This window comes from Candidatus Bandiella numerosa (assembly GCF_029981845.1).
Taxonomy (GTDB): Bacteria; Pseudomonadota; Alphaproteobacteria; order Rickettsiales; family Midichloriaceae; genus Aquirickettsia; species Aquirickettsia numerosa.
On sequence record NZ_CP104164.1, the window covers coordinates 744,993 to 764,578 of the forward strand.

Consider the following 19,586-nt stretch of genomic DNA (forward strand, 5'->3'; position numbering starts at 1 on the left):
TTGAATATGAAGTTTTCAAAAATTATTAAATCTGTGATGAATTTCGATAAATCCAAAAATAAAAAAAGTCTTGTGGGGAATTTGAAAAGTTACCCATCTCAATTGAATTCTTATTTTTACAATATTGGTAAACCAGTTTGGATGGAAAGGAACTATCAGCAATTTGCGCAAGAAGCTTATACAAAAAATGTTGTGGCCTATAGAGCCATCAATATGATTGCAGGGGCGGCTGCCTCAATTGGATTAAAGGTGTTTGATTATAAGGGGCATCCGATTGAAAATCACCCAATTATTGAGCTTTTATATAAACCAAATCCGCATCAAAATAAGAGTGAATTTCTGGAAAGCGTGTATTTGTATAGATTGATAAGTGGAAATGCTTATGTCTTTTCAGCATCTGATACAAATAAATTACCCAAAGAAATTTACAGCCTTAGACCGGATAGGGTGAATGTAATTGCAGGGGATAATTTTTTGCCTATAGGATATCAGTATAAAGTTGATAAAAGAGAACAAGTTTTTCCTGTTGATCAAATTCATGGATTATCCAGGGTTTTGCATATTAAAAATAGCAATCCAATCTCTGATTGGTATGGGCTTTCTGCAATTGAAGCTGCCGCTTATAGTATTGATCAGCATAACAATGCAGCAGCTTGGAATCAAGCGCTACTACAAAATGGGGCAAGACCAAGTGGTGCGATTATTGTAAAAGGTGCTGATGGCAGGCCATCTGAATTATCTGATGAGCAATTTGGAAGGCTGAAAGAGATGATAGCGGAGGATTTTACAGGTTCAGTTAATGCAGGAAGACCGATGATTTTGGAGGGTGGTTTGGACTGGAAGGAGATAAGTTTGTCCCCAAAAGATATGGATTTTATTGAAGGAAAACACAGTGCCGCACGAGACATTGCCCTTGCATTCGGCGTTCCGCCACAATTGCTTGGAATTCCTGGGGACAATACCTATAGCAATTTGGCTGAAGCAAGGGTGGCCATTTGGGAACAAACGATTTTGCCACTTGCTGAAAACACTATTGACCATATTGGAAGATGGCTTGCAAAATTATGCAAGAATGAGGTTGTAATGAAATTGGATAAGGATAAAATTTCAGCCTTGGCAAGTAAAAGAGAGGCGATTTGGGAAAGATTGGAAAAAGTAAGCTTTATGACAATTAACGAAAAACGTAAACAAGTAGGGCTGGCCCCAATTAAAGGCGGTGATGCAATTAATACCAATTACCAAAAATAACCTGAGTTTTGGGTAAGAGCTAATAAATTTAAAGAAATTTAATCCAACAAATGGTCAGCCTCGCGCGTTTACGCGCGAGCCCCCCAGGCTGGCCATTTAATCTTTTGATAAAAGAATAATCTTTAATTTTATTAGCATAAAACTTCACTTGTTCAACGTTAACAAGCCTATTACTTTGTGTTATACAATTCCTCATCCAAAACTCAGGTTAAAATAATTTAAATTTTTAATTATTTTAAGCGATTAATATTAATAATGATAACGACACTGTAAAATTATTAAATTATTGCCCTCTATTTTGTATACTAACCTGTGCTCAGAATTGATTCTTCTTGACCAACAGTTTATCAGGGCAAATTTTAATGGCTCAGGTTTGCCAATTCCACAGAATGGCTCCCTAATCGTTGCTTTTATGAGTTCATTTATACGTTTTAATACCTTTTTATCCGTTTTTTGCCAATATAGATAATCATCCCAGGCATCTGGTAAAAATAATAAATTCATTCTTCAATTAGCTGTTTATCTGAAAAATTGCTTTGTTTTAAATCATCTAATGCTTTTGATAAACGTGATGCATTTTTGGAATTTTTCAACAAATATAAAGTTTCTTCTATTGAATTGTAGTCCTCAAGTGACATCATCACAATGGGTTTTTGGTTTTGCCGTGTAATAATAAGCGGGGCATGGTCATCACACACTTTGTTCATCGTTTGAGTAAAATTTTTCCTCGCTTTCGTGTACGTAATTGCATCCATAATAACTTTGGCTAATTTATGCAATTAGGTTACCATATGTGTACTTATATGGTCAATACTTATCTGACCTAAAGCTATAAGACAAAATTGGAAGAATAAAAAAAAGCCTCAGGAAGTTAATCCCAAGGCTTTTAAACACTTCTTAGGTAAGAAATGAATTTAATTCAACAATTAGTTAAATTAGAATGCAAATCTAACACCAGCAGTTAAAGTGTGTTGTAATTTTGGCGAGCCAGCTTTATTATTTGCATCTGTAACACCAAGGGCATTTAAGATTCCAGCAGGAGTTGTTCCAGCAGCAGCAGCATAATCAGAAGCTTTGAATTTGTAATTTCCTGTTGTTCCAGACATTTTGTAACCAACATCTAAAGTAATATCTTTAACTACTTCATAACCAACACCAACACCAACTTGGTAAGCAAAGCTTGTTAAGTTTTTAGATTTGATTGTTTCAGAAGCTGCTTTAAGAGCATCACCAGTAGCTTGTTCATAACCTGAAACTTTTGCTTCTAATGAACCTCTGTTAACACCAACACCAGCCATTACATATGGAGTCAATTCTGAAGCATTGTTGAAGTCATAATAAGCATTAGCCATTAAACCTAATTTTTTCTCTTTAAGGTTAATAGTTGTGTTTTGAAGTTTTGCATTTTGGGTGCTTTTTGCAACAGCAGTTTTTCCATCAACACTGTAGGTATTACCAATTTTATTTAATTTAATAGTATCAGCTGAAAATTCAATATTTTTAAGATTTTTCTTACCTTGAGACATGTTAATTGTAACATCTGTTCTGATGCTGTCTGAAAGTGCATAACCAAAACCAAGGTCACCAGCAAAGCCTTTTAGTCTATTGCTTTGTTTAGTTCCTTTTAAAGCAGCACCAGTATCTTTGCCATTAGCAATTTTTTCATTTAATTTTGGGCTTGAGAAATTGTAGCCTAAGTCAGCTCTAACATACATTTTGCCAGCTTCTAAAGCTGATGCACCTTGAGCAAACGCTGCAACTGCAACAGTTGTAAGTAGTATTTTTTTCATTGTTAATTACCTTTTTAAAATTATTTCCTAAGAACAAAAATCCTTAATTGATTACAGTTAAATACCAATTAGAAGGATAGCGCAAATATAAATTGGCATATTTTTGAAAGTTTTTTATCAGTGTGGTGAAAATTATACACATCCATGCTTGTGAATTAAATAACATGTTTGAAAAATATATATGTGATTTTCATATATTAGTGATATAGTGGAATAGTAATTTAACAAAATAGGAGATAGCTAAAATGCTAAACATACAAAGTATAAAGACAATTGGGGCCAATGGGCAACTGTCTTTAGGAAAAGCATTTGCAGGGAAGACTGTGGCAATTGAACAAGTGGATGATGGAACGTGGATAATTAAAAGTGGCCATTTTATACCTGAATCTGAAGAGTGGTTGCATGAAAAGGCTAATGCTACAAAATTAAACAGGGCATTTGAATGGGCAAAGAAAAATAAAGCAAAAGATAATTTTGACAAGATTACAAAAGATATAGAAAATGCCTAAAGTGGATATGAATAATCCCCAGTTCCAAGCAGATTTATTCAAGCTAGAGAAAAAAGAGCAAATGGCGTTGCTTTCAACTTTAAAAAAGATACATAAGATGACATGGGAGGAGGTGTATTCAAATAGAGGTTTGAAGTGGGAAATTATACTTTCCAAACAATATAATGGTAAGCGAATTTATTCTTTTAGATTTTCTCAAAAATATAGAGGATTGGCATTAAGAGAAGATGATTATATTAGGCTGTTAACGCTACATGTTGACAATGATAGTGCATATTTATAAATATAGCATAATTCAGATATGCATTGACATCGTCATTCTTCGCTTATGCAGGTTTTAATTACACTCCGCTCATCACTCATTGTCACTACCTATCTGACTCAAGCTATAGCTGGCTTTTGAAAGTTCAATAATGATGTTATATTCATATTGAGTGATTGGCATGACAGAAAGCCTAGATTGCTTGACTAATGCGATATTTTGCAAATTTTCATTTTGTTTGATTTCAGCAAGCGAAATGGATTTTTCCAAAGAAGTGACATATTCAAAATCAACCATGTCAAATCTTCCAGATTCATCTGTGGGGTCTGGGTAGTATTCCTTCACAACTTTGATGAGCCCCTTAATAGCCTTTTCTTGGTTAGAATGATAAAAAAATGCTATATCACCAAGTTTCATTAGGCGCAGATTGTTTCTGGCTTGATAATTTCTTACTCCATCCCATGCAGAGACTTTGTCTTGCTGCAGTTGTGACCAAGAATAGGAGCTTGGTTCAGATTTTACTAACCAATAATTCATATTAAAAAATATTAAAAGGATAATGACTATGATTGCAAATCGTTTAGAAAATAACAATCTAAATTTAGTAAATTTTGATGAGAGTGGGTATTTTCAGTGCTATGCCAGTGTGTTTAACATAGTGGATTATGCTGGTGATATGATTTTGCCTAATGCATTTGTTGGAAATAAAATTGATGGAGTGAAGCTATTGTGGCAGCACAATCATCATCATCCAATAGGTATTATAGATAAGGCATATGAAAATGAAAAAGGGCTTTATGTGGAGGGGAGAATTTTTCTGAATTTGAACTTAGGGAGGGAAGCGTATATTTTAATTCAAAACAAGGTTACTGACCATTTAAGCATTGGATATGAAGTGCTGGATTTTTATTATCATGGCGATATTAGGTGTATTACAAAAATAAAACTTTGGGAGGTAAGTGTGGTGACTTTTCCCGCAAATGAATTTGCTGAAATAGTTGCTTTGGCAACTTGACAAAATACTTGGTAAATGGTGGGTGATAGTGGACTCGAACCACCGACCCCTACGATGTCAACGTAGTACTCTAACCAGCTGAGCTAATCACCCAATAAGCGCATAAATGCTATAGCATAATTCAGATAGTATTGACATCGTCATTCTTCGCTTATGTAGGTTTTACTACACTTCGCTCATCACTTCTTGTCACTACTTATCTGACTCAAGCTATATTTAATTTTATAAAACGACCCTTAATTCTATACAGATAAAAAGAGCGTTATTCAAGAGATTTTAATTTTTCAACAACAATTAATATAGGAGCGAATATACATATGAATATGAATGAAATTACGACTAAGACAAATAAAGTTGCAAACACATGGGAGCAATTTAAATCCATAAATGACAGGAGGATAAATGAAATTGAAAGGAAAGGTGGGGCCGATTCTTTAACATTGTCGCATTTAGATAAAATAAATCAATCGCTTGATAAATATCAGGACAGTTTGGATAAAATTGAAAGTGTTTTAAATAGACCTGGCTCTGAGATGCATAAATCATATGAGGTGAATTGTGAATATAAGAATGCTTTTTGCAAATATATCAAAAAGGGATTAGAGGCAGATGTTGCAAATTTTGAGCACAAAAATTTAAGTAGTAGTGCAGATAAGGAGCTTGGCTATTCTGTTACATATAAAATGAATGAATATATCCACACATTGTTGCTAGAAAATTCTCCTATGAGGAAGATTGCAAATGTAATGGAGATTTCTACAGATTCATTAGAATTAATTGAGGATAGGGAGGATACGACAAGTGGGTGGTCTGACACTGGCTTAAGTGAAATAGAAAAATCTAATGATACAGTATTTACCAAAAAGATAATTATAGCTCATGAGTTATATGCCCAACCAAAGGTCACGCAAAAACTGATCGATGATCCAAGAATTGATGTTGAGGAGTGGTTATCCAAAAAGCTTTCAAATATTTTCATCAGGCAAGAGAATATTGCTTTCATAAATGGAGATGGTGTTGGTAAGCCAAGAGGTATTCTTTCGTATGAAGATGGAATTGAATGGGGGAAAATTGAAAGAATTAAAACAAAAGCTGAAGAATTAACTGCAGATGACGTTATTAAGTTGTTTTTTAGCATCAAGGAAATTTATGCAAATAACACGAATTTTTTGATGAGTAGAGACTCTTTGCAAAAAATTAGGATGCTTAAGGATAAAAATGGGCAATATTTATGGCAACCAAATTTGTCTGAGGGAAGCTCTAGTAGCCTATTGGGTTCGGAAATTTATGTTTCAACTGATATGCCAAGTATTAGCAAAGGTGCCTTATCTATTGCATTTGGTAATTTTAAACATGCATACCAAATTATTGATCGCAGTGATATTCGTGTTCTTCGAGATCCATTTACCCACAAACCTTATGTGAAGTTTTATTCAACTAAAAAGGTTGGTGGCGATGTTGTTAATTTTGATGCAATAAAATTATTACAGATAGCTAGCTAAAAACTTGTTTCTAAAATACAATAAGTATAGATATTATGATATTTTTTGGTATTTATACTTTTGTATTTATGAAATATTTAAAATTATTTATTATAGTGCTAATTTGTTCTGGATGTGGTTTTAAGCCATTATACTATGCAGGTGGTAACAATACTGTACTGAGTAAATTTTATTATGACGGAACATATAGAAACGAAAAATATCCAAGAGCAACTTTTTTCTTAAATAATGAGCTAGAGAAATTATTTGATAACAAAGCTAAAGTTGAGCCAAAATTTTTGTTAAAAATTGAATATGAAGTAGATAAGAAGGATTATTTAATTCAGGACAATAGCATTGCAAATAGAAAAAAAATTCAAATAGTGCTTAATTATAGTGTGACAGATTATAATGATAATAAAATTTTAATCTCTGGCAAATTAACCGATTTTGACAGTTTTGCAATCACTGAATCACCTTATGCAGATTATGTGGCAGAAGAAGAATTAGTTATTAGAGTGCTATTGTCATTAGTTCAGGAGCTAAGATTGCAACTTATCTCAAAATTATCTAAAGAATAAATTCAAATCATCAAAATCAATAACAAATCCTCAAAGTGAATGATGAGGGTAGGGGGCTATTGCATCATATATAAAGGGTAGAGAATTATGACGTTAATTTCATTAAACAGAACGGATAATCTAAATCATAACTTAATAAGTTTGGAAGAAGTAAAGATTTATCTTAAAATAGATAGTAATCTGGAGGATAGCCTATTAGGCAACTTGATTTTAAGCGCTATAAAAAGCTGTGAAGAATACACAAATTTATCACTGGGTAGAAAATGTTGGTACGCTGTATATAAAACAACAAGCAATTTTTCTGAAATTATACTCCCAAGAAAACCTGTGCATAAGCTGATTGAGTTAGGTGGGTTATATCATAATGGAGAAAAATCAAAACTAAATTATACCCATTATCATCTTATTGACAGCAGGGTTATTTTTAAACAAATCCCATTTTTTAATCATATATATATCGATTTTGAAGCAGGGCACCTGGAGCAAATTCCACCAGAATTAAAAATTAATATATTTGAGCATGTTGCTGAAATGTATGAAAAGAGAAATATTGCCTCAGATTTTCTTTCAAAAAAATATAATAGATTAAGAGGTATAAAATTATGACAGCGCATTACAGCGAAATGAAGCAAAGAATTACACTATATACACAAGAAAAAATTCAAGATGAATATGGAGGTTATAAAATTAATTGGAATGAATTAATTAGTGTATGGGCCAAACAAAGTTTTGTAAAAAATTGTTACGAAACAAAGAAGCAAGGAATAAAAAATGAGTTATTTAATATTTTTACTATAAGAAATATTGATGATTTGCATTTACCATTGATGTTAACTTGCGGGGCAAAAAATTACATTGCAAAAAAAATTGAACCACATATTGAAAACGAAGATTTTATTTCTATTTTTTGTAAATTAGAAAGAGGAGTATGATTAGCATGAATATTACTTGTGAGTTAGAAAAAAAATTAATTTTATTATTTAAGACAAATAATTTGTTTAAAAATTTAATTAATAATGTGTATACCTATGTGCCTGAAAATCCTACTTATCCATTTGTCAAAATCACCTGTATTAGGAAAGAGAATTATTATGAATCAATTGAAAATTTAAATTGTATAGATACAGATATTAACGTCGTGACTAATGATTTATCAAACTCAAGTTGTATTAAAATTTTAAATAAAATGGAGGAAATTGATTTAAATGATGAAATTAATTTTAAGGATTTGGATCAGTATTATTTTAAAAAAAATAAATCAAATATTTCGCAAAATATAAAGGGATTTTGGCAAATTGATTTATCAATTTTGTTTTTATACATTAACGAGGTACAGAAATGAGATTATTAAAGATAGGAAAAGATGTTAATTTTTATATTTTTAACCCTGACGCTAAAAAAATAGATGGTTTAAAATTGATAAAATTTAACGTTATAAATAATTATGAGGATTGTTCAACAATTTGCGATGATGGAAAAATTTTAAAAGATTTAAGTGATAAAAAAATTCTGAAGATTTACTTAAAAGGTATTTATATAAATACCCAAGAATTTAATAATCTTAGAGATTCAGCTATATTGGGAGGTGAGCTGAAATGCAAGATTGGTATAGATTTTGATTATTATGTTCATGGTCAATTTGTGATAAGTGATTTTGAGATTGAAACTATAAAATCTGATTTAATATTTTATACATTTACACTTCTTAATTCTGGAAAATTTAATTTAACAAAGATTTAAACTTATGAGTAAAAAAATTAATAATGAAAAAAATACATTTGATAATATGAATTTTGATCAAAAATTTATAAGAGAACTAAAAAAGTTAATTGATGATAGTAATAAACAATATGTTACAAAAAGGGTTTTTAATGAGTCAATAAAACATTATTATAGCCGTGTTGAGCAAAAGTTATCAGAGGCAAAAACAGATATTTTTAAATGGTTTATTAAAACAAATATTGCACAAACTTCAATTTTAATGGCATTGATTTTTACACTGCTCGACTTCTTCTTTAAAAAATAGTAAAGTGCTTTAGCTTTGAAATTGAATGACATTGATTTTGCTATAATTCAGTCATTGATACCAAATCATTTACAAAGCTAAAGTATTTTGATTAATTGGTTTTGTTGTTTTTATGTCACTTGAAGTAGTAACTTTTGGCTGTAGATTAAATATTTATGAAAGCGAGCTTATTGAAAAGCATGCAAAAAAAGCTGGTATAGATAATGCAATTATATTTAATAGTTGTGCTGTCACAAAAGAAGCAGAGAGGAAGTTAAAGCAGGCAATAAGGAAGGCTAAAAAGGACTTGCCTGATAGAAAGATTTTAGTTACTGGTTGCGCTGTTCAAATTTCTGCAGAAAAATATGCGAAAATGCCAGAGGTTGATAATGTTTTTGGGAATCATGAGAAATTAATAGAGAATACTTATGAAAAACTAGCAATTAATTCTGAGCCAATACTAGTTAACGACATCATGTCGATAAAAGACACAGCTCATCAAATGGTTGATGGGATAGAAAATAAATCAAAAGCATTTTTGCAAATTCAAAATGGTTGTAATCATAGATGCACGTTTTGCATAATACCATATGGCAGAGGAAATAGCAGAAGCGTACCTGTTGGTGAGATTGTAAAGTATGCGCAGAATCTTGTTGATAAAGGCTATAAAGAATTGGTCTTAACAGGTGTTGATATCACTGATTATGGCTTGGATTTACCTGGTAAACCTAGCTTAGGTAATATGATAGGTAGACTTTTAAAGATGGTGTCTGGAATCCAAAGACTAAGATTATCATCTGTTGATGTTGCGGAAATAGACGATGAGCTTTTTGATATTATAACAAAGGAGCATAGATTTATGCCTCATTTGCATTTAAGTCTACAAGCGGGTGATGATATGATTTTAAAAAGAATGAAGAGAAGGCATAGCAGGCAACAAGTGATTGATTTTTGTAATAAGGTATGGAAATTTAGACCTGAGTTGATATTAGGTGCGGATGTAATCGCTGGATTTCCAACGGAAACAGATGAGATGTTCCAAAATACTTATGATTTGGTTGATGAATTAAACATAATGCATTTGCATGTGTTTCCTTATTCATCAAGAGAGAATACACCAGCTGCCAGAATGCCACAGGTTGATGGTAAAATAATAAAAAATAGAGCGAAAAGATTGAGGGATTTAAGAGATCAATTAATGCAAAAACATATAAACAGTAAAATTGGTAAAGAAGAGATTATATTGGCTGAATCAGATAACCACGGTTATACAGAAGATTACTGCAAGGTAATATCCAAAAAAGATCTAAAAAAAGGCGAAATATATAAAGTAACAATCTCCTCAATTTCTGATGGGCAATTGATGGTATAGCATAATTCAGATAGTATTGACATCGTCATTCTTCGCTTATGTAGATTTTACTACACTTCGCTCATCACTCCTTGTCACTACATATCTGACTCAAGCTATATAAAATGCTGTTTTTATATAAATTTATCTTGAAGTACAATGCTGATATGGCAATTGAATTTGCTTTTTAATTTAAATTATAGCAACTTTTAGGAGTAAATAGTTTATTTAAAGTTGCATCACCTTTAATTACACTATATTATTGGTATAGGATTGTTATTAAGTGAGTGAATATGCCAGGTATAACCTATGAAGAATTTAAACAACATTATCTAAGAATAATAGCAAAAATTGCACTAAAAGCTGTACAAAGTAAAGATGTAATGCGTTTTGGTAACGGGACACTGGATTTAGATTTAGAGGACCATGTAGATGAGTATCAAGAAGAGATTTATGAGTTAAATTTATTGAAAGAGCAGGCAGAGGAGGCAGAATTAGGAGATGAATTAGATACTTTCAATTTTGATTTTGACAACGATTTATTTGCATACGAAGATGACGAAAATATATTAAGATTTTTTGCACAAGATATTTTTGATGTAGATAAAACTGCGCCGTATGAGGGAGAAGAAGAAACTAGATTAGATGAATTAGATAATATTCCTGAAAATGTTAAAAATGAAATAAAAGCGATGGCATACGTTGCTGCATTTCAAGAGCTTAGAAAAAATGCAGATGATGAAGAAAGTTTTTTACACTTTACTGGGATTTTGAAAAAAATGAGTGATGGGGTAAAATCATCAATAATTGATAATCCTCAAATAAGCGCAGAGATAACCAGAACGAATGGTATATTAAAAAATGTTGAGAATGCAGGAAGTAATTTAACTAGAGAAAAAGCTGAAGCATTGATAGGTGAAAATTCCAAATCAATAATATTTGAAAGGGCAGAAAGGGCATATGATTTGCAACAAGAATTAAAAAAAGATTTAACGAAGTATTTAGCAGAAAATAATGTTAAGATATTTGATCATAATGGCCTTCTGATTGAAGGTGTTAATTTGCCAAATTTCCTGAGAAGAGTTAATGCAGAGGAATTAGGTGTGGAAGGTTTTTTACCAAAACAATTTGAGAGTTTAAAAGGGAAACAAGGTTTAGTAGGTGTGAAAGATTTTTTAACTGTACTGGGCATTGATAAAACTAACATTGCAGACTTTAAGAGAGATGTAGAAAGTGAAAAAGATAAATTTGCTCAAGAATTAAAAGATAGAAAGGAGTCATTACGAATCAATAAATTGCAGTCAGCTAATGCTAAGGAGCAATTAGCAATAAAAATTTTAAAGGTATCTGGAGTAAGTGAGGGGCAAATAAATCGAATTATGCAAAATCCTAATGCAAAATTTGCCATAGTAAAAAGAGCTGAAAAAGCTTTTGAAAATTTGGGTGTCAACTTAGAAGAGATGAATGTCATAGGTATTGATGAAACTCTTAAAAATATTGATAGTAAAGCATTACAAGGAGAGGTGGAAAAACAATCAAAAGAGCTGGTTGCTCAAGTTGGTAGAGTGGCTTCTATGTCTATAGATGGGCAAGATATGAGAGAAAAAGAAAATCTTCATGAAAAATATCAAGCTAAAGCAAATAAAATGGACGGTGCAACATTTGATAAAAATGCAGAAAAAGCATTGGAGTATGAAAAAACAAAAGATGAACGAGGGACGGGAGAGACTTTAGCTTATAATTTATACAGAAAACCAGCAGATCTTTTGAATAAACTATTTACAGATGATAAGCCGATTTTTACTCCTGGTAGGACCGCTCTTGTTGGATTGGTGGCATTAGCAATAATGCCTCCGCCAGCTGGGGCAATAGTTTGTGCTTATCTAATGTGTAAGGCGATAAAGAACCAGTTTTATGACGGCAGTAAATTAGAAGAGTGGGTTAATGAAAAATTCTACAATAAGCCACCACAAAAATTTGATTCACAGGAATTAGAGCAAGTAACTGTAAAAGGATTATCTCAAGATGTGAAAGCACAATATTCTACAGTTAACCAAGAACAACAGAGGGGAGAGGAATTGGATAGGCGAGTCAGTAAAGAAGTTGCAATGGCTGGTGATCGTGGGCAAAGTGTGCAAGAGGTGCGTGACAAAGCAAGAGATATTGCAGGTGCTATGCGTGACCAGGGAGTTGGTGCTTCTGCAATGCCTTTACCTTTAGACGATTCATCAAGAGGATCTTATGTTGAATCCATTAGAAGACATAATGCCTCTGCTATAGGTAGATAAATTTAAGGCAACAATGATTATATAATTGTAAAAAGTATATCTGAGCTGGCTTAAATGTACTTATATATGAAAAATGATAGTGAAATTCAATTTTACTATTGAATCGATTCAATTTAAATCGTAGTGTGAATCATATGGTTTGAATTAAATAAAGGTGCAGTGGGATGCCAGTCAAAGATTTAGATGACTTTAAGAGTCAATATTATTCAATTATCAGTGAAATTGCACAACAAGCTAAGTTAGGGGACTTTGATATTGAGGAGGGGGACTTTTTTGTTGGAGAAGGAGATTATGGAAAAGAGAGAGGTGAATTACAGACATTAAAAAATTCAGCAGGAGAAAAAGGTATTGATGTATCTGAGTTTAGGTTTGATCTTGGTAATCCATTGTTAGATGAGCCCAATTTAGAAATTTTTAAATTTTTTTCAAACATTGATTCAGGAGAGCCGTATGGAGATGGTGTTAGTAGTTTAGACATACCAGATACAAATAAAAAAGAAATTCAAGCTCAAGGTTTTGTTAATGCTTTTGATAAAATGAAGGAAAAAGGAAGTGATCCTACAGAATTTCAAAAATATTATAAAAATGTCCAAAGCCTTAGTCGGCGATTAGATTTACATGAAGTTGAAAACCCTGAGTTAAGGCAGAATTTAGAAAAGTCTAATGGTATTTTTAATAATTTTAATAGAGTTTACAATAAAACGCACGGTAAATCTAGTGATGTTTTTGGGGATATTAGTGAAATTGAAGCGCCCAATAAGGAGGGTATTGGTGAAATGCTTGGTAAAGCTGAAGAAGCATATGAATTGCAACAGGAATTAAGATTAGAGTTAGCTAAGCACATTGCTCTAAATAAAATACCAGTTTTTGGTGAGAATGGTGAAGTTTCAGAAAAGATTGATGACCTTGAGGTTGGAAATATTTTTAAGGGTAAAGCACTAAATGAAGGCATATCAGATTATTTAAATAAAAATTGTAAGGATTTAATTACAGGGCAAGATGAAATAGTTAAGCTCAATAAAGTATTTCACGCTTTGGGAATAGACGGGCAAAATATGGATAATTTTAAAAAATTGATTGCTCAAGAAAAAGCTAAGATTGATACAAAAAGTGTCAAGACTGATCAGCAAAAAGTACAACAACCAACTGTAGAAACTGTAAGTGATAGTCCAAAATCGCAAGCGAAGCCAACATTGAATACTGTAAAGGAACAGATGGCAAGAAATATATTGGCGGTAGCTAAGGTGAATCCTACTGTAATTGATAAAATAATGAATAATCCTGAGATGGCAAAGGCCAAAGAAGCGATTATGAAAAGGGCTGATAATGCACTTACAAATTTAGGTGTTGATACAAAGAATGAATTTGGTTTAACAACCAAGCTTGCTTCTATTAAAGATGATGCGTTGCAAAATCAAGTGGAAGCGCAATCTAAAGGACTGATTGCTCAAGTTGGTAGAGTTTCTTCTTGGTCCATTGATGGACAAGATATGAGAGGGAAAGAAAATCTTCATGAGAAATATCAAGATAAGGCAAGTAAGTTGGATAAAGGGACATTTGATAAGAATGTGGTTGAGGCATTAGAGTATGAGAATTCAAAAGATGGTAGGGGTAAACTTGAAACTTTTGCATATAATACGTTTTTTAGAAAACCTTTGCAATTGCTTGATGCTATGAGACCAGTGGATGATAAGCCATTTTTTACCCCTGGTAAGACTGCGCTTGTTGGATTGGTGGCATTAGCAGTATTAGCTCCGCCACTTGGTGCAATAGTTTGTGGTTTTCTAATGTGTAAAGCAGCAAAGAATCAGTTTTATGATGGAAGTAAGCTACAAAGTTGGGTTGATGAAAAATTTTTTAAAAGCCCAGAAAAAGAGAGTATTGTTGATAAAGGAGCATTAGAAAAAGTCAATGTTAAAAGTTTATTACCTGAAAAAGATAAAGGTAAAGAGGTGGTGCAGGAAAAAGATATGAGTTTGGATAAAACTGTTACTAAGGAAAAAGATACCAGTATTGATCAGGGGCAGAAATTGGTGCAGGAAAAAGATACACAAAAGCCAAAAGACAATCTTCAAGAAATGATTGATGCAAACCCGACCCTAAAAAAAGAATTTGAAAAAGTTGTTTCCACAGCAATTAAGTCTAATCAGCAAAGGGAGGAGGTTATAAATTTAACAAAAGAAATGGCTGGAAAAGATAAGGACGGTAAACAAAGGTCTATGGATGATTTAGACCTCATGAGTGCAAAAAGTAGGATAGAAGCGAATAAACGTAAACGAAGCTCTATGGAGATCTAAATTATTTTTGATGATTTGTAAAAAAAAGTATATATATTTTCGGTAGAATACAATGAAAATTCATAGGAGTTTTAAATGGTTGCATTAACAACACCAGAGGTAGATAAAGGTTGTAAGGCAAAAGATTTTAATTTAATTTCTATAGATGGAAATTATTACAATTTAGATAAAGTTAAGGGAGAAAATGGATTGGTGATTGCATTTATTTGTAACCATTGTCCTTATGTTAAATCTATAGCTACAAAAATAGCTAAAGAAGCAAATGAGTTATGTAAATTAGGAATTGGCTTTGTTGCTATAAATTCAAATGACACAATTGCTTATCCTGAAGATTCTTACAATAATATGAAAATTTTCGCTGAGGAAAATAATTTTCAATTTCCGTATTTGCTTGATAGCACGCAGGGAGTTGCTAAAATATATGATGCAGTTTGCACACCAGACTTTTTTGGATTTAATTCTAACATGGAGCTTCAGTATCGTGGAAGATTGGACTCTGCTAAAAAAGATATTGTTCCAGATGCCAAAAGGGAATTGTATATAGCCATGTCTGAAATTTCAGAAACAGGCCAATTTAAAGGAGAACAAATATCCAGCATTGGATGTTCTATTAAATGGAAATAAAGCCGTAAGTGCATAAGCCATATGTTATATTAGTTTCTCCGCAACTTGCAGAAAACATCGGTGCTGTTGCAAGATCGATGTCCAATTTTGGGCTAGATAACTTGAGAATTGTATCGCCAAGGGATGGATGGCCACCGTCTGATGAGGCTTTTAGGTTAGCAGCCAAAGGAAGCTTTGTGTTAGATAAGGCTATGGTTTATGATGATTTGAATGTTGCAATTGCTGATTTAAATTTTATTGTTGCGGCAACAGCTCGTTCTAGATATATGGTCAAAAAAATTATGCATCCTAAAAAGATGGTAGAGTATTGCAGTCAAAAATTTAATAGCGATATTAAAATTGGGATTTTATTCGGAAGAGAAAATAATGGTCTTACCAATGATGAATTAGGTTTGGCTGATGTTATTTCAATTATTCCAACGAATGAGAAAAATTCTTCGCTAAATTTGGCGCAAGCTGTTTCTATTTTTGCTTATGAATTTTTTTCGCAAGAATGTATAAAAATTGGTAAAAGCTATGAGATTTGTAACAAAGAGGAATTTAATAACTTATTTGATTTATTAATTACCTCACTGGAGCAGAGCGACTACTTTAAAGAAAAAAATATTAAAAATACCATGATTCAGAATATTAGAAATATATTTGTTAAAGCTGAATTGACTGCACAAGAAGTTAGAACGCTGATTGGTATCATTAAAAATCTTGATAAATAAGCTATATTATTAATTCAATTAGATGGAAGAAAAATTATTTACTAAGCTTTTGCTTGAGCATAAAAGTGATTTAGCTGAAATTAGAACAATAGCGTTAAAGTTTATTAAATATGCAGCAGACCATGTAAAAAATGATGCTGTTTTAGATGATGAATTGGTAAAAACTATTAACAAAGAAAAGTTTATAGAATTATTTATCAAAATGAGTTCATTAATAATTAAGCTTATTCCACTTGAACAACAGGTTTTTGGTAACAATTTAATAAGTAAAAGAGAATTAAAACGCCTTAAAAATAAGCATAAAGAAGAATTAAATATCAACGAAGAAGACATGTTGTTGATTAAAGAGTTTTTAGAAAATTTTGAAAATAAATAACAGTAAAAATTCACTAATAATTTAAAAATTTGATCTTAAAGCTATGAGCAAGTTTTTACCTTCATATTGCATATTATTTTTACCGAACAAAGTTAGTTTATTATCTTATTCTCCCACCATTTGTAGTGAATCTTCAGTAACTTGAAATAATTTTAATTTATTTAAAAAACTCATTCCTAATAACGATTTTTCCAATCCATCATCGCTACCCACTGATGCGCTAACGTCATTTACTATAATATCATTGATCTGAATATAATCTAACTTTATTGGTGCAGACAACGCCATACCATTTGCAGTAGAAACTTTTTGGCTATAGTTAAGCTGATTTAAGTTAATTCCTAATTTTTCTGCATCACTTCTTGTTAGTGAAACCGTTGTAGCCCCTGTATCAATTAAAAAATCAATTTTCACACCTTGAACTATTGTGTTAACATAATAATGCCCATACTGATTGGCATACACAATAACTTGCTTATCTCCTGTAGTTATGTAATTTCCCGGAATAAGATTTGCGTATACCTTATTATAAACTTTTCTTATATCGCTTTTATAACTAAACCCTATTAATAATACTCCAATAATTAAAACCCAAGCTCCAGCAGATTTAAGTAGTTGTTTAAATGGCACTTTGGAATTAAAAATACTAACTATTAGTGCACTTATGACTAATACAGAGTAAACCACATTCATTAGTGTTTCATTTTCAAATGAAACCGGTCCAGTATATTGTTTTAAAAACAATATTAATATAAAGGCAATTACTGCAATAATTATAAATCTATTTTTCATAATTATTCGTGTTATTAGCAAGTATAAATTTAACGCTGCCCTTTAAATTTTCAATAACTGGAAATTTCCTCACCTCCAATTGAAAATAATTGGGCTCAATTATTTCATATAATAAATTATATACTTGTTGGCAAAGATATTCAATCGTTGAAAATACCTTGTCATTAAGCAATTTCAATTTATCACATATATTATGATAACATAAGGTATCGTTAACATTGTCAGTTATCGTGGCTCTAGGGAAATTTTTAAAATTAATCATAATTGATACTAATATTTTCTGTTTCAATTCTCTTTCTTTCGCACTTATTCCTATATGAACACTTAACTCATAATCTATAATACTAAGTTGGCTATTTTCTTTTTGCATTAGCAAAATTCTCTTCTAATTTTAAAATGCTAACCAACCTCATGGTATTGCTACAATTGGAGCATATTTCAACAAAAATTTCACCATTAATCTTCTTTGTCTTTCCAACGTATATGCCATATGGCATATAACCACCCTCTCCTGAAGTAATCACAGTTTTTCCATCTTCAATATCTATGCCTTGGGGTAAATAAAATAATTTTAGATAATTTTCTTTATTTTCACCGCTCGCAATTCCGCTATATTCAGTCCCTAATACCAAAATGGGTATTTTTGAATTTTTACTAGTAATCAATTGCATATTTGAAGATTGTTCATTCACTTTTATTACTCTTCCAATTAGTCTATCACTATCTATAATTGCATTCCCCTTATTTACACCATTCTTAGAACCAATATTTAACAAATATTGTTTTTCGAATCCATCATATGATTCAATAACCGCTCTCCCTGTTATCTTGGAAAATTGTAGGTTATCTTGAAAATTAACCAAACGTCGTAAATCATTATTTTCTGCTTCTATTAATTTCAAATTTTTGACTTGTTCCTTTAATCTCTCATTTTCTACATATACGTCTTTGTTAATTGACATCAATAATATATAATTTTTTACTTCTAAATAAGAATTTTGTACCAAAAATAATGGATAGGAGATGGCAGAATAAGTTATAGAAGACAAATCATGAAATCTGCTATGTATGAATTTAAATTTCACCATATCTACAGTTATCAACAAAAATGCCAAAAATAATACAATGGACTTAATTTTTTGCCTTAATTTTTTTTTCCCTATAAAAAATAACTTAAATCCTTTAGTGTGATCTCTATTTTTAAGCATCAATATTCATACTTTTTAATCTTATAAAATCCTCCTCCGCGTGATAAGAGGACCTAGTTAATGGAGTTGCTGAAACCATGTGAAAACCTTTTACTTTTGCCATTTTTTCATAGTAGTTGAACTCATCTGGTTCAACATACCTTTCCACCCTAGCATGATTAGGGGTAGGTTGTAAATATTGTCCTATAGTTAAAAAATCAACTTTAGCTGATCGCAAATCATCCATTACTTGAAAAATTTCATCATTAGTTTCACCAAGACCTACCATCATGCCAGATTTAGTAAATATATTTTTATCCAAATTTTTAACATTATTTAGAAGATTTAATGAATTAAAATATCTTGAACCTGGCCTAATTTTTGGATATAGAGATGGAACTGTTTCTATATTATGATTAAACACATCAGGCTTTGCATCTACAATAATTTTATATGCATCACCCTTTCTCAAAAAATCTGGAGTAAGAACCTCAATACTTGTATTAGGGCACTTTTTTCTAATTTCTAAAATGCACTGTGCGAAGTGATTAGCACCACCATCTTCCAAATCGTCTCTATCAACAGATGTTATAACAACGTGCTTTAATTCCAATTCTGCAACAGACCTGGCAATTTTTTCTGGTTCATGCGGATCAAGCTTATCAGGTATTCCCGTCTTGATATTGCAAAACCTACATGCTCTAGTGCAAACACTCCCTAAAATAATAAATGTTGCATGTTTCTTATTCCAGCATTCCCCAATATTAGGACATGCAGCCTCTTCACAAACTGTATTTAAGGATTTTTCTTTTACAATTTGCTTTGTTTTTTCAAAAATTTTTCCAGCAGGAGCTTTAACTCTAAGCCAATTGGGCTTTTTTAAAGAAGTATTAGGTTGCTTTTGCGCATCTTGACCATGAAATGATATTTTAACTGGGATACTCATAAATTTTTACTTTGTCTAAAATAAGGTTCCTTATATTGCATATTATTGTTTGTAAAAACTAAACTGTTCACATTATAATATCTACTGATTTTATACATCAAAGTATAGCAAAAAACTAGTG

25 protein-coding genes and 1 tRNA gene are annotated in these 19,586 nt (G+C 31.5%); 17 read left to right on the top strand and 9 right to left on the bottom strand.

Annotation, left to right across the window (positions count from 1 at the left end; translation table 11 throughout):
• Positions 1 to 36: 36 nt before the first annotated feature.
• The gene (locus N3Z17_RS03590; protein WP_282472630.1) at positions 37 to 1,248 is read left to right on the top strand and encodes a phage portal protein; all 1,212 of its coding nucleotides are present in this window, start codon (positions 37 to 39) and stop codon (positions 1,246 to 1,248) included.
• A gap of 249 nt (positions 1,249 to 1,497) precedes the next feature.
• Here the strand turns inward: N3Z17_RS03590 and N3Z17_RS03595 are convergent, their stop codons facing one another.
• From N3Z17_RS03595 to N3Z17_RS03605, 3 genes are all read right to left on the bottom strand, one after another.
• Positions 1,498 to 1,752: a Txe/YoeB family addiction module toxin gene (locus N3Z17_RS03595; RefSeq protein WP_282471375.1), complete on the bottom strand. Its 255-nt coding sequence runs from the start codon at positions 1,750 to 1,752 to the stop codon at positions 1,498 to 1,500.
• Positions 1,749 to 2,003 carry a type II toxin-antitoxin system Phd/YefM family antitoxin gene (locus N3Z17_RS03600; RefSeq protein ID WP_282471376.1) on the bottom strand — a complete coding sequence of 85 codons (255 nt, stop codon included), beginning with the start codon at positions 2,001 to 2,003 and terminating at the stop codon, positions 1,749 to 1,751. Before N3Z17_RS03600 ends, N3Z17_RS03595 begins: the two co-directional genes overlap by 4 nt.
• 180 nt (positions 2,004 to 2,183) lie before the next feature.
• Positions 2,184 to 3,038 (bottom strand): outer membrane beta-barrel protein, encoded by an 855-nt coding sequence (locus tag N3Z17_RS03605; RefSeq protein ID WP_282471377.1) that lies wholly within the window; start codon positions 3,036 to 3,038, stop codon positions 2,184 to 2,186.
• Positions 3,039 to 3,283: 245 nt separating this feature from the next.
• On the opposite strand from N3Z17_RS03605, the gene N3Z17_RS03610 reads away from it, so the two are divergent.
• Both N3Z17_RS03610 and N3Z17_RS03615 read left to right on the top strand, forming a co-directional pair.
• Positions 3,284 to 3,547 (top strand): hypothetical protein, encoded by a 264-nt coding sequence (locus N3Z17_RS03610; protein ID WP_282471378.1) that lies wholly within the window; start codon positions 3,284 to 3,286, stop codon positions 3,545 to 3,547.
• Positions 3,548 to 3,554: 7 nt separating this feature from the next.
• Positions 3,555 to 3,830, top strand: coding sequence for a hypothetical protein (locus N3Z17_RS03615; protein ID WP_282471379.1), 276 nt, complete (start codon positions 3,555 to 3,557; stop codon positions 3,828 to 3,830).
• 72 nt (positions 3,831 to 3,902) lie between these two features.
• Here N3Z17_RS03615 and N3Z17_RS03620 read toward each other — a convergent pair whose 3' ends face one another.
• Positions 3,903 to 4,346, bottom strand: coding sequence for an EVE domain-containing protein (locus N3Z17_RS03620; RefSeq protein WP_282471380.1), 444 nt, complete (start codon positions 4,344 to 4,346; stop codon positions 3,903 to 3,905).
• Between the two features lie 28 nt (positions 4,347 to 4,374).
• On the opposite strand from N3Z17_RS03620, the gene N3Z17_RS03625 reads away from it, so the two are divergent.
• Positions 4,375 to 4,824: an HK97 family phage prohead protease gene (locus tag N3Z17_RS03625; RefSeq protein WP_282471381.1), complete on the top strand. Its 450-nt coding sequence runs from the start codon at positions 4,375 to 4,377 to the stop codon at positions 4,822 to 4,824.
• Positions 4,825 to 4,840: 16 nt separating this feature from the next.
• Here the strand turns inward: N3Z17_RS03625 and N3Z17_RS03630 are convergent.
• Positions 4,841 to 4,917, bottom strand: a tRNA-Val gene (locus N3Z17_RS03630).
• A 230-nt stretch (positions 4,918 to 5,147) separates the two neighbouring features.
• Here N3Z17_RS03630 and N3Z17_RS03635 point away from each other — a divergent pair.
• The 13 genes from N3Z17_RS03635 to N3Z17_RS03695 all read left to right on the top strand — a co-directional run bounded on the left by N3Z17_RS03635 (position 5,148) and on the right by N3Z17_RS03695 (position 16,540).
• Positions 5,148 to 6,326, top strand: a complete 1,179-nt coding sequence (locus tag N3Z17_RS03635) for a phage major capsid protein (RefSeq protein ID WP_282471382.1) — start codon at positions 5,148 to 5,150, stop codon at positions 6,324 to 6,326.
• A gap of 68 nt (positions 6,327 to 6,394) precedes the next feature.
• Positions 6,395 to 6,886: a hypothetical protein gene (locus tag N3Z17_RS03640; protein WP_282471383.1), complete on the top strand. Its 492-nt coding sequence runs from the start codon at positions 6,395 to 6,397 to the stop codon at positions 6,884 to 6,886.
• Positions 6,887 to 6,973: 87 nt separating this feature from the next.
• A complete protein-coding gene (locus tag N3Z17_RS03645) occupies positions 6,974 to 7,492 on the top strand; it encodes a head-tail connector protein (RefSeq protein ID WP_282471384.1) in 519 nt (172 codons plus the stop codon).
• Positions 7,489 to 7,818, top strand: a complete 330-nt coding sequence (locus N3Z17_RS03650) for a phage head completion protein (protein WP_282471385.1) — start codon at positions 7,489 to 7,491, stop codon at positions 7,816 to 7,818. The genes N3Z17_RS03645 and N3Z17_RS03650 overlap by 4 nt, the downstream gene beginning before the upstream one ends.
• A gap of 5 nt (positions 7,819 to 7,823) precedes the next feature.
• On the top strand, positions 7,824 to 8,228 hold the full coding sequence (locus N3Z17_RS03655) for a hypothetical protein (RefSeq protein WP_282471386.1): 405 nt from the start codon (positions 7,824 to 7,826) through the stop codon (positions 8,226 to 8,228).
• Positions 8,225 to 8,626 (top strand): hypothetical protein, encoded by a 402-nt coding sequence (locus N3Z17_RS03660; RefSeq protein WP_282471387.1) that lies wholly within the window; start codon positions 8,225 to 8,227, stop codon positions 8,624 to 8,626. The genes N3Z17_RS03655 and N3Z17_RS03660 overlap by 4 nt, the downstream gene beginning before the upstream one ends.
• A 4-nt stretch (positions 8,627 to 8,630) precedes the next feature.
• Complete coding sequence (locus tag N3Z17_RS03665; RefSeq protein WP_282471388.1) at positions 8,631 to 8,912, top strand: hypothetical protein; 282 nt, start codon at positions 8,631 to 8,633, stop codon at positions 8,910 to 8,912.
• 112 nt (positions 8,913 to 9,024) lie between these two features.
• The gene (gene mtaB / locus N3Z17_RS03670; protein ID WP_282471389.1) at positions 9,025 to 10,263 is read left to right on the top strand and encodes a tRNA (N(6)-L-threonylcarbamoyladenosine(37)-C(2))-methylthiotransferase MtaB; all 1,239 of its coding nucleotides are present in this window, start codon (positions 9,025 to 9,027) and stop codon (positions 10,261 to 10,263) included.
• A 272-nt stretch (positions 10,264 to 10,535) separates the two neighbouring features.
• Positions 10,536 to 12,530 (top strand): hypothetical protein, encoded by a 1,995-nt coding sequence (locus N3Z17_RS03675; RefSeq protein ID WP_282471390.1) that lies wholly within the window; start codon positions 10,536 to 10,538, stop codon positions 12,528 to 12,530.
• Between the two features lie 164 nt (positions 12,531 to 12,694).
• Positions 12,695 to 14,827: a hypothetical protein gene (locus N3Z17_RS03680; protein ID WP_282471391.1), complete on the top strand. Its 2,133-nt coding sequence runs from the start codon at positions 12,695 to 12,697 to the stop codon at positions 14,825 to 14,827.
• Positions 14,828 to 14,902: 75 nt separating this feature from the next.
• Positions 14,903 to 15,451, top strand: coding sequence for a thioredoxin family protein (locus N3Z17_RS03685; protein WP_282471392.1), 549 nt, complete (start codon positions 14,903 to 14,905; stop codon positions 15,449 to 15,451).
• An 8-nt stretch (positions 15,452 to 15,459) separates the two neighbouring features.
• Complete coding sequence (locus N3Z17_RS03690) at positions 15,460 to 16,164, top strand: RNA methyltransferase (RefSeq protein ID WP_282471393.1); 705 nt, start codon at positions 15,460 to 15,462, stop codon at positions 16,162 to 16,164.
• Positions 16,165 to 16,186: 22 nt separating this feature from the next.
• The gene (locus N3Z17_RS03695; RefSeq protein WP_282471394.1) at positions 16,187 to 16,540 is read left to right on the top strand and encodes a hypothetical protein; all 354 of its coding nucleotides are present in this window, start codon (positions 16,187 to 16,189) and stop codon (positions 16,538 to 16,540) included.
• 105 nt (positions 16,541 to 16,645) lie between these two features.
• Here the strand turns inward: N3Z17_RS03695 and N3Z17_RS03700 are convergent, their stop codons facing one another.
• Genes N3Z17_RS03700 through lipA form a run of 4 tightly spaced genes read right to left on the bottom strand, consistent with a single transcriptional unit; the run spans position 16,646 to position 19,465 of the window.
• The gene (locus N3Z17_RS03700; protein ID WP_282471395.1) at positions 16,646 to 17,332 is read right to left on the bottom strand and encodes a retropepsin-like aspartic protease family protein; all 687 of its coding nucleotides are present in this window, start codon (positions 17,330 to 17,332) and stop codon (positions 16,646 to 16,648) included.
• Positions 17,322 to 17,702: a dihydroneopterin aldolase gene (locus tag N3Z17_RS03705; RefSeq protein WP_282471396.1), complete on the bottom strand. Its 381-nt coding sequence runs from the start codon at positions 17,700 to 17,702 to the stop codon at positions 17,322 to 17,324. Before N3Z17_RS03705 ends, N3Z17_RS03700 begins: the two co-directional genes overlap by 11 nt.
• Positions 17,686 to 18,540, bottom strand: a complete 855-nt coding sequence (mreC, locus tag N3Z17_RS03710; protein ID WP_282471397.1) for a rod shape-determining protein MreC — start codon at positions 18,538 to 18,540, stop codon at positions 17,686 to 17,688. The genes N3Z17_RS03705 and mreC overlap by 17 nt, the downstream gene beginning before the upstream one ends.
• Positions 18,533 to 19,465, bottom strand: a complete 933-nt coding sequence (gene lipA / locus N3Z17_RS03715; RefSeq protein ID WP_282471398.1) for a lipoyl synthase — start codon at positions 19,463 to 19,465, stop codon at positions 18,533 to 18,535. The genes mreC and lipA overlap by 8 nt, the downstream gene beginning before the upstream one ends.
• Between the last annotated feature and the right edge of the window lie 121 nt (positions 19,466 to 19,586).

Coding starts and splice junctions, on each gene's coding strand:
- N3Z17_RS03590 (WP_282472630.1), top strand. CDS start 37: ATGAATTTCGATAAATCCAAAAATAAAAAAAGTCTTGTGGGGAATTTG.
- N3Z17_RS03595 (WP_282471375.1), bottom strand. CDS start 1,752: ATGAATTTATTATTTTTACCAGATGCCTGGGATGATTATCTATATTGG.
- N3Z17_RS03600 (WP_282471376.1), bottom strand. CDS start 2,003: ATGGATGCAATTACGTACACGAAAGCGAGGAAAAATTTTACTCAAACG.
- N3Z17_RS03605 (WP_282471377.1), bottom strand. CDS start 3,038: ATGAAAAAAATACTACTTACAACTGTTGCAGTTGCAGCGTTTGCTCAA.
- N3Z17_RS03610 (WP_282471378.1), top strand. CDS start 3,284: ATGCTAAACATACAAAGTATAAAGACAATTGGGGCCAATGGGCAACTG.
- N3Z17_RS03615 (WP_282471379.1), top strand. CDS start 3,555: ATGAATAATCCCCAGTTCCAAGCAGATTTATTCAAGCTAGAGAAAAAA.
- N3Z17_RS03620 (WP_282471380.1), bottom strand. CDS start 4,346: ATGAATTATTGGTTAGTAAAATCTGAACCAAGCTCCTATTCTTGGTCA.
- N3Z17_RS03625 (WP_282471381.1), top strand. CDS start 4,375: ATGATTGCAAATCGTTTAGAAAATAACAATCTAAATTTAGTAAATTTT.
- N3Z17_RS03635 (WP_282471382.1), top strand. CDS start 5,148: ATGAATGAAATTACGACTAAGACAAATAAAGTTGCAAACACATGGGAG.
- N3Z17_RS03640 (WP_282471383.1), top strand. CDS start 6,395: ATGAAATATTTAAAATTATTTATTATAGTGCTAATTTGTTCTGGATGT.
- N3Z17_RS03645 (WP_282471384.1), top strand. CDS start 6,974: ATGACGTTAATTTCATTAAACAGAACGGATAATCTAAATCATAACTTA.
- N3Z17_RS03650 (WP_282471385.1), top strand. CDS start 7,489: ATGACAGCGCATTACAGCGAAATGAAGCAAAGAATTACACTATATACA.
- N3Z17_RS03655 (WP_282471386.1), top strand. CDS start 7,824: ATGAATATTACTTGTGAGTTAGAAAAAAAATTAATTTTATTATTTAAG.
- N3Z17_RS03660 (WP_282471387.1), top strand. CDS start 8,225: ATGAGATTATTAAAGATAGGAAAAGATGTTAATTTTTATATTTTTAAC.
- N3Z17_RS03665 (WP_282471388.1), top strand. CDS start 8,631: ATGAGTAAAAAAATTAATAATGAAAAAAATACATTTGATAATATGAAT.
- mtaB (WP_282471389.1), top strand. CDS start 9,025: ATGTCACTTGAAGTAGTAACTTTTGGCTGTAGATTAAATATTTATGAA.
- N3Z17_RS03675 (WP_282471390.1), top strand. CDS start 10,536: ATGCCAGGTATAACCTATGAAGAATTTAAACAACATTATCTAAGAATA.
- N3Z17_RS03680 (WP_282471391.1), top strand. CDS start 12,695: ATGCCAGTCAAAGATTTAGATGACTTTAAGAGTCAATATTATTCAATT.
- N3Z17_RS03685 (WP_282471392.1), top strand. CDS start 14,903: ATGGTTGCATTAACAACACCAGAGGTAGATAAAGGTTGTAAGGCAAAA.
- N3Z17_RS03695 (WP_282471394.1), top strand. CDS start 16,187: ATGGAAGAAAAATTATTTACTAAGCTTTTGCTTGAGCATAAAAGTGAT.
- N3Z17_RS03700 (WP_282471395.1), bottom strand. CDS start 17,332: ATGAAAAATAGATTTATAATTATTGCAGTAATTGCCTTTATATTAATA.
- N3Z17_RS03705 (WP_282471396.1), bottom strand. CDS start 17,702: ATGCAAAAAGAAAATAGCCAACTTAGTATTATAGATTATGAGTTAAGT.
- mreC (WP_282471397.1), bottom strand. CDS start 18,540: ATGCTTAAAAATAGAGATCACACTAAAGGATTTAAGTTATTTTTTATA.
- lipA (WP_282471398.1), bottom strand. CDS start 19,465: ATGAGTATCCCAGTTAAAATATCATTTCATGGTCAAGATGCGCAAAAG.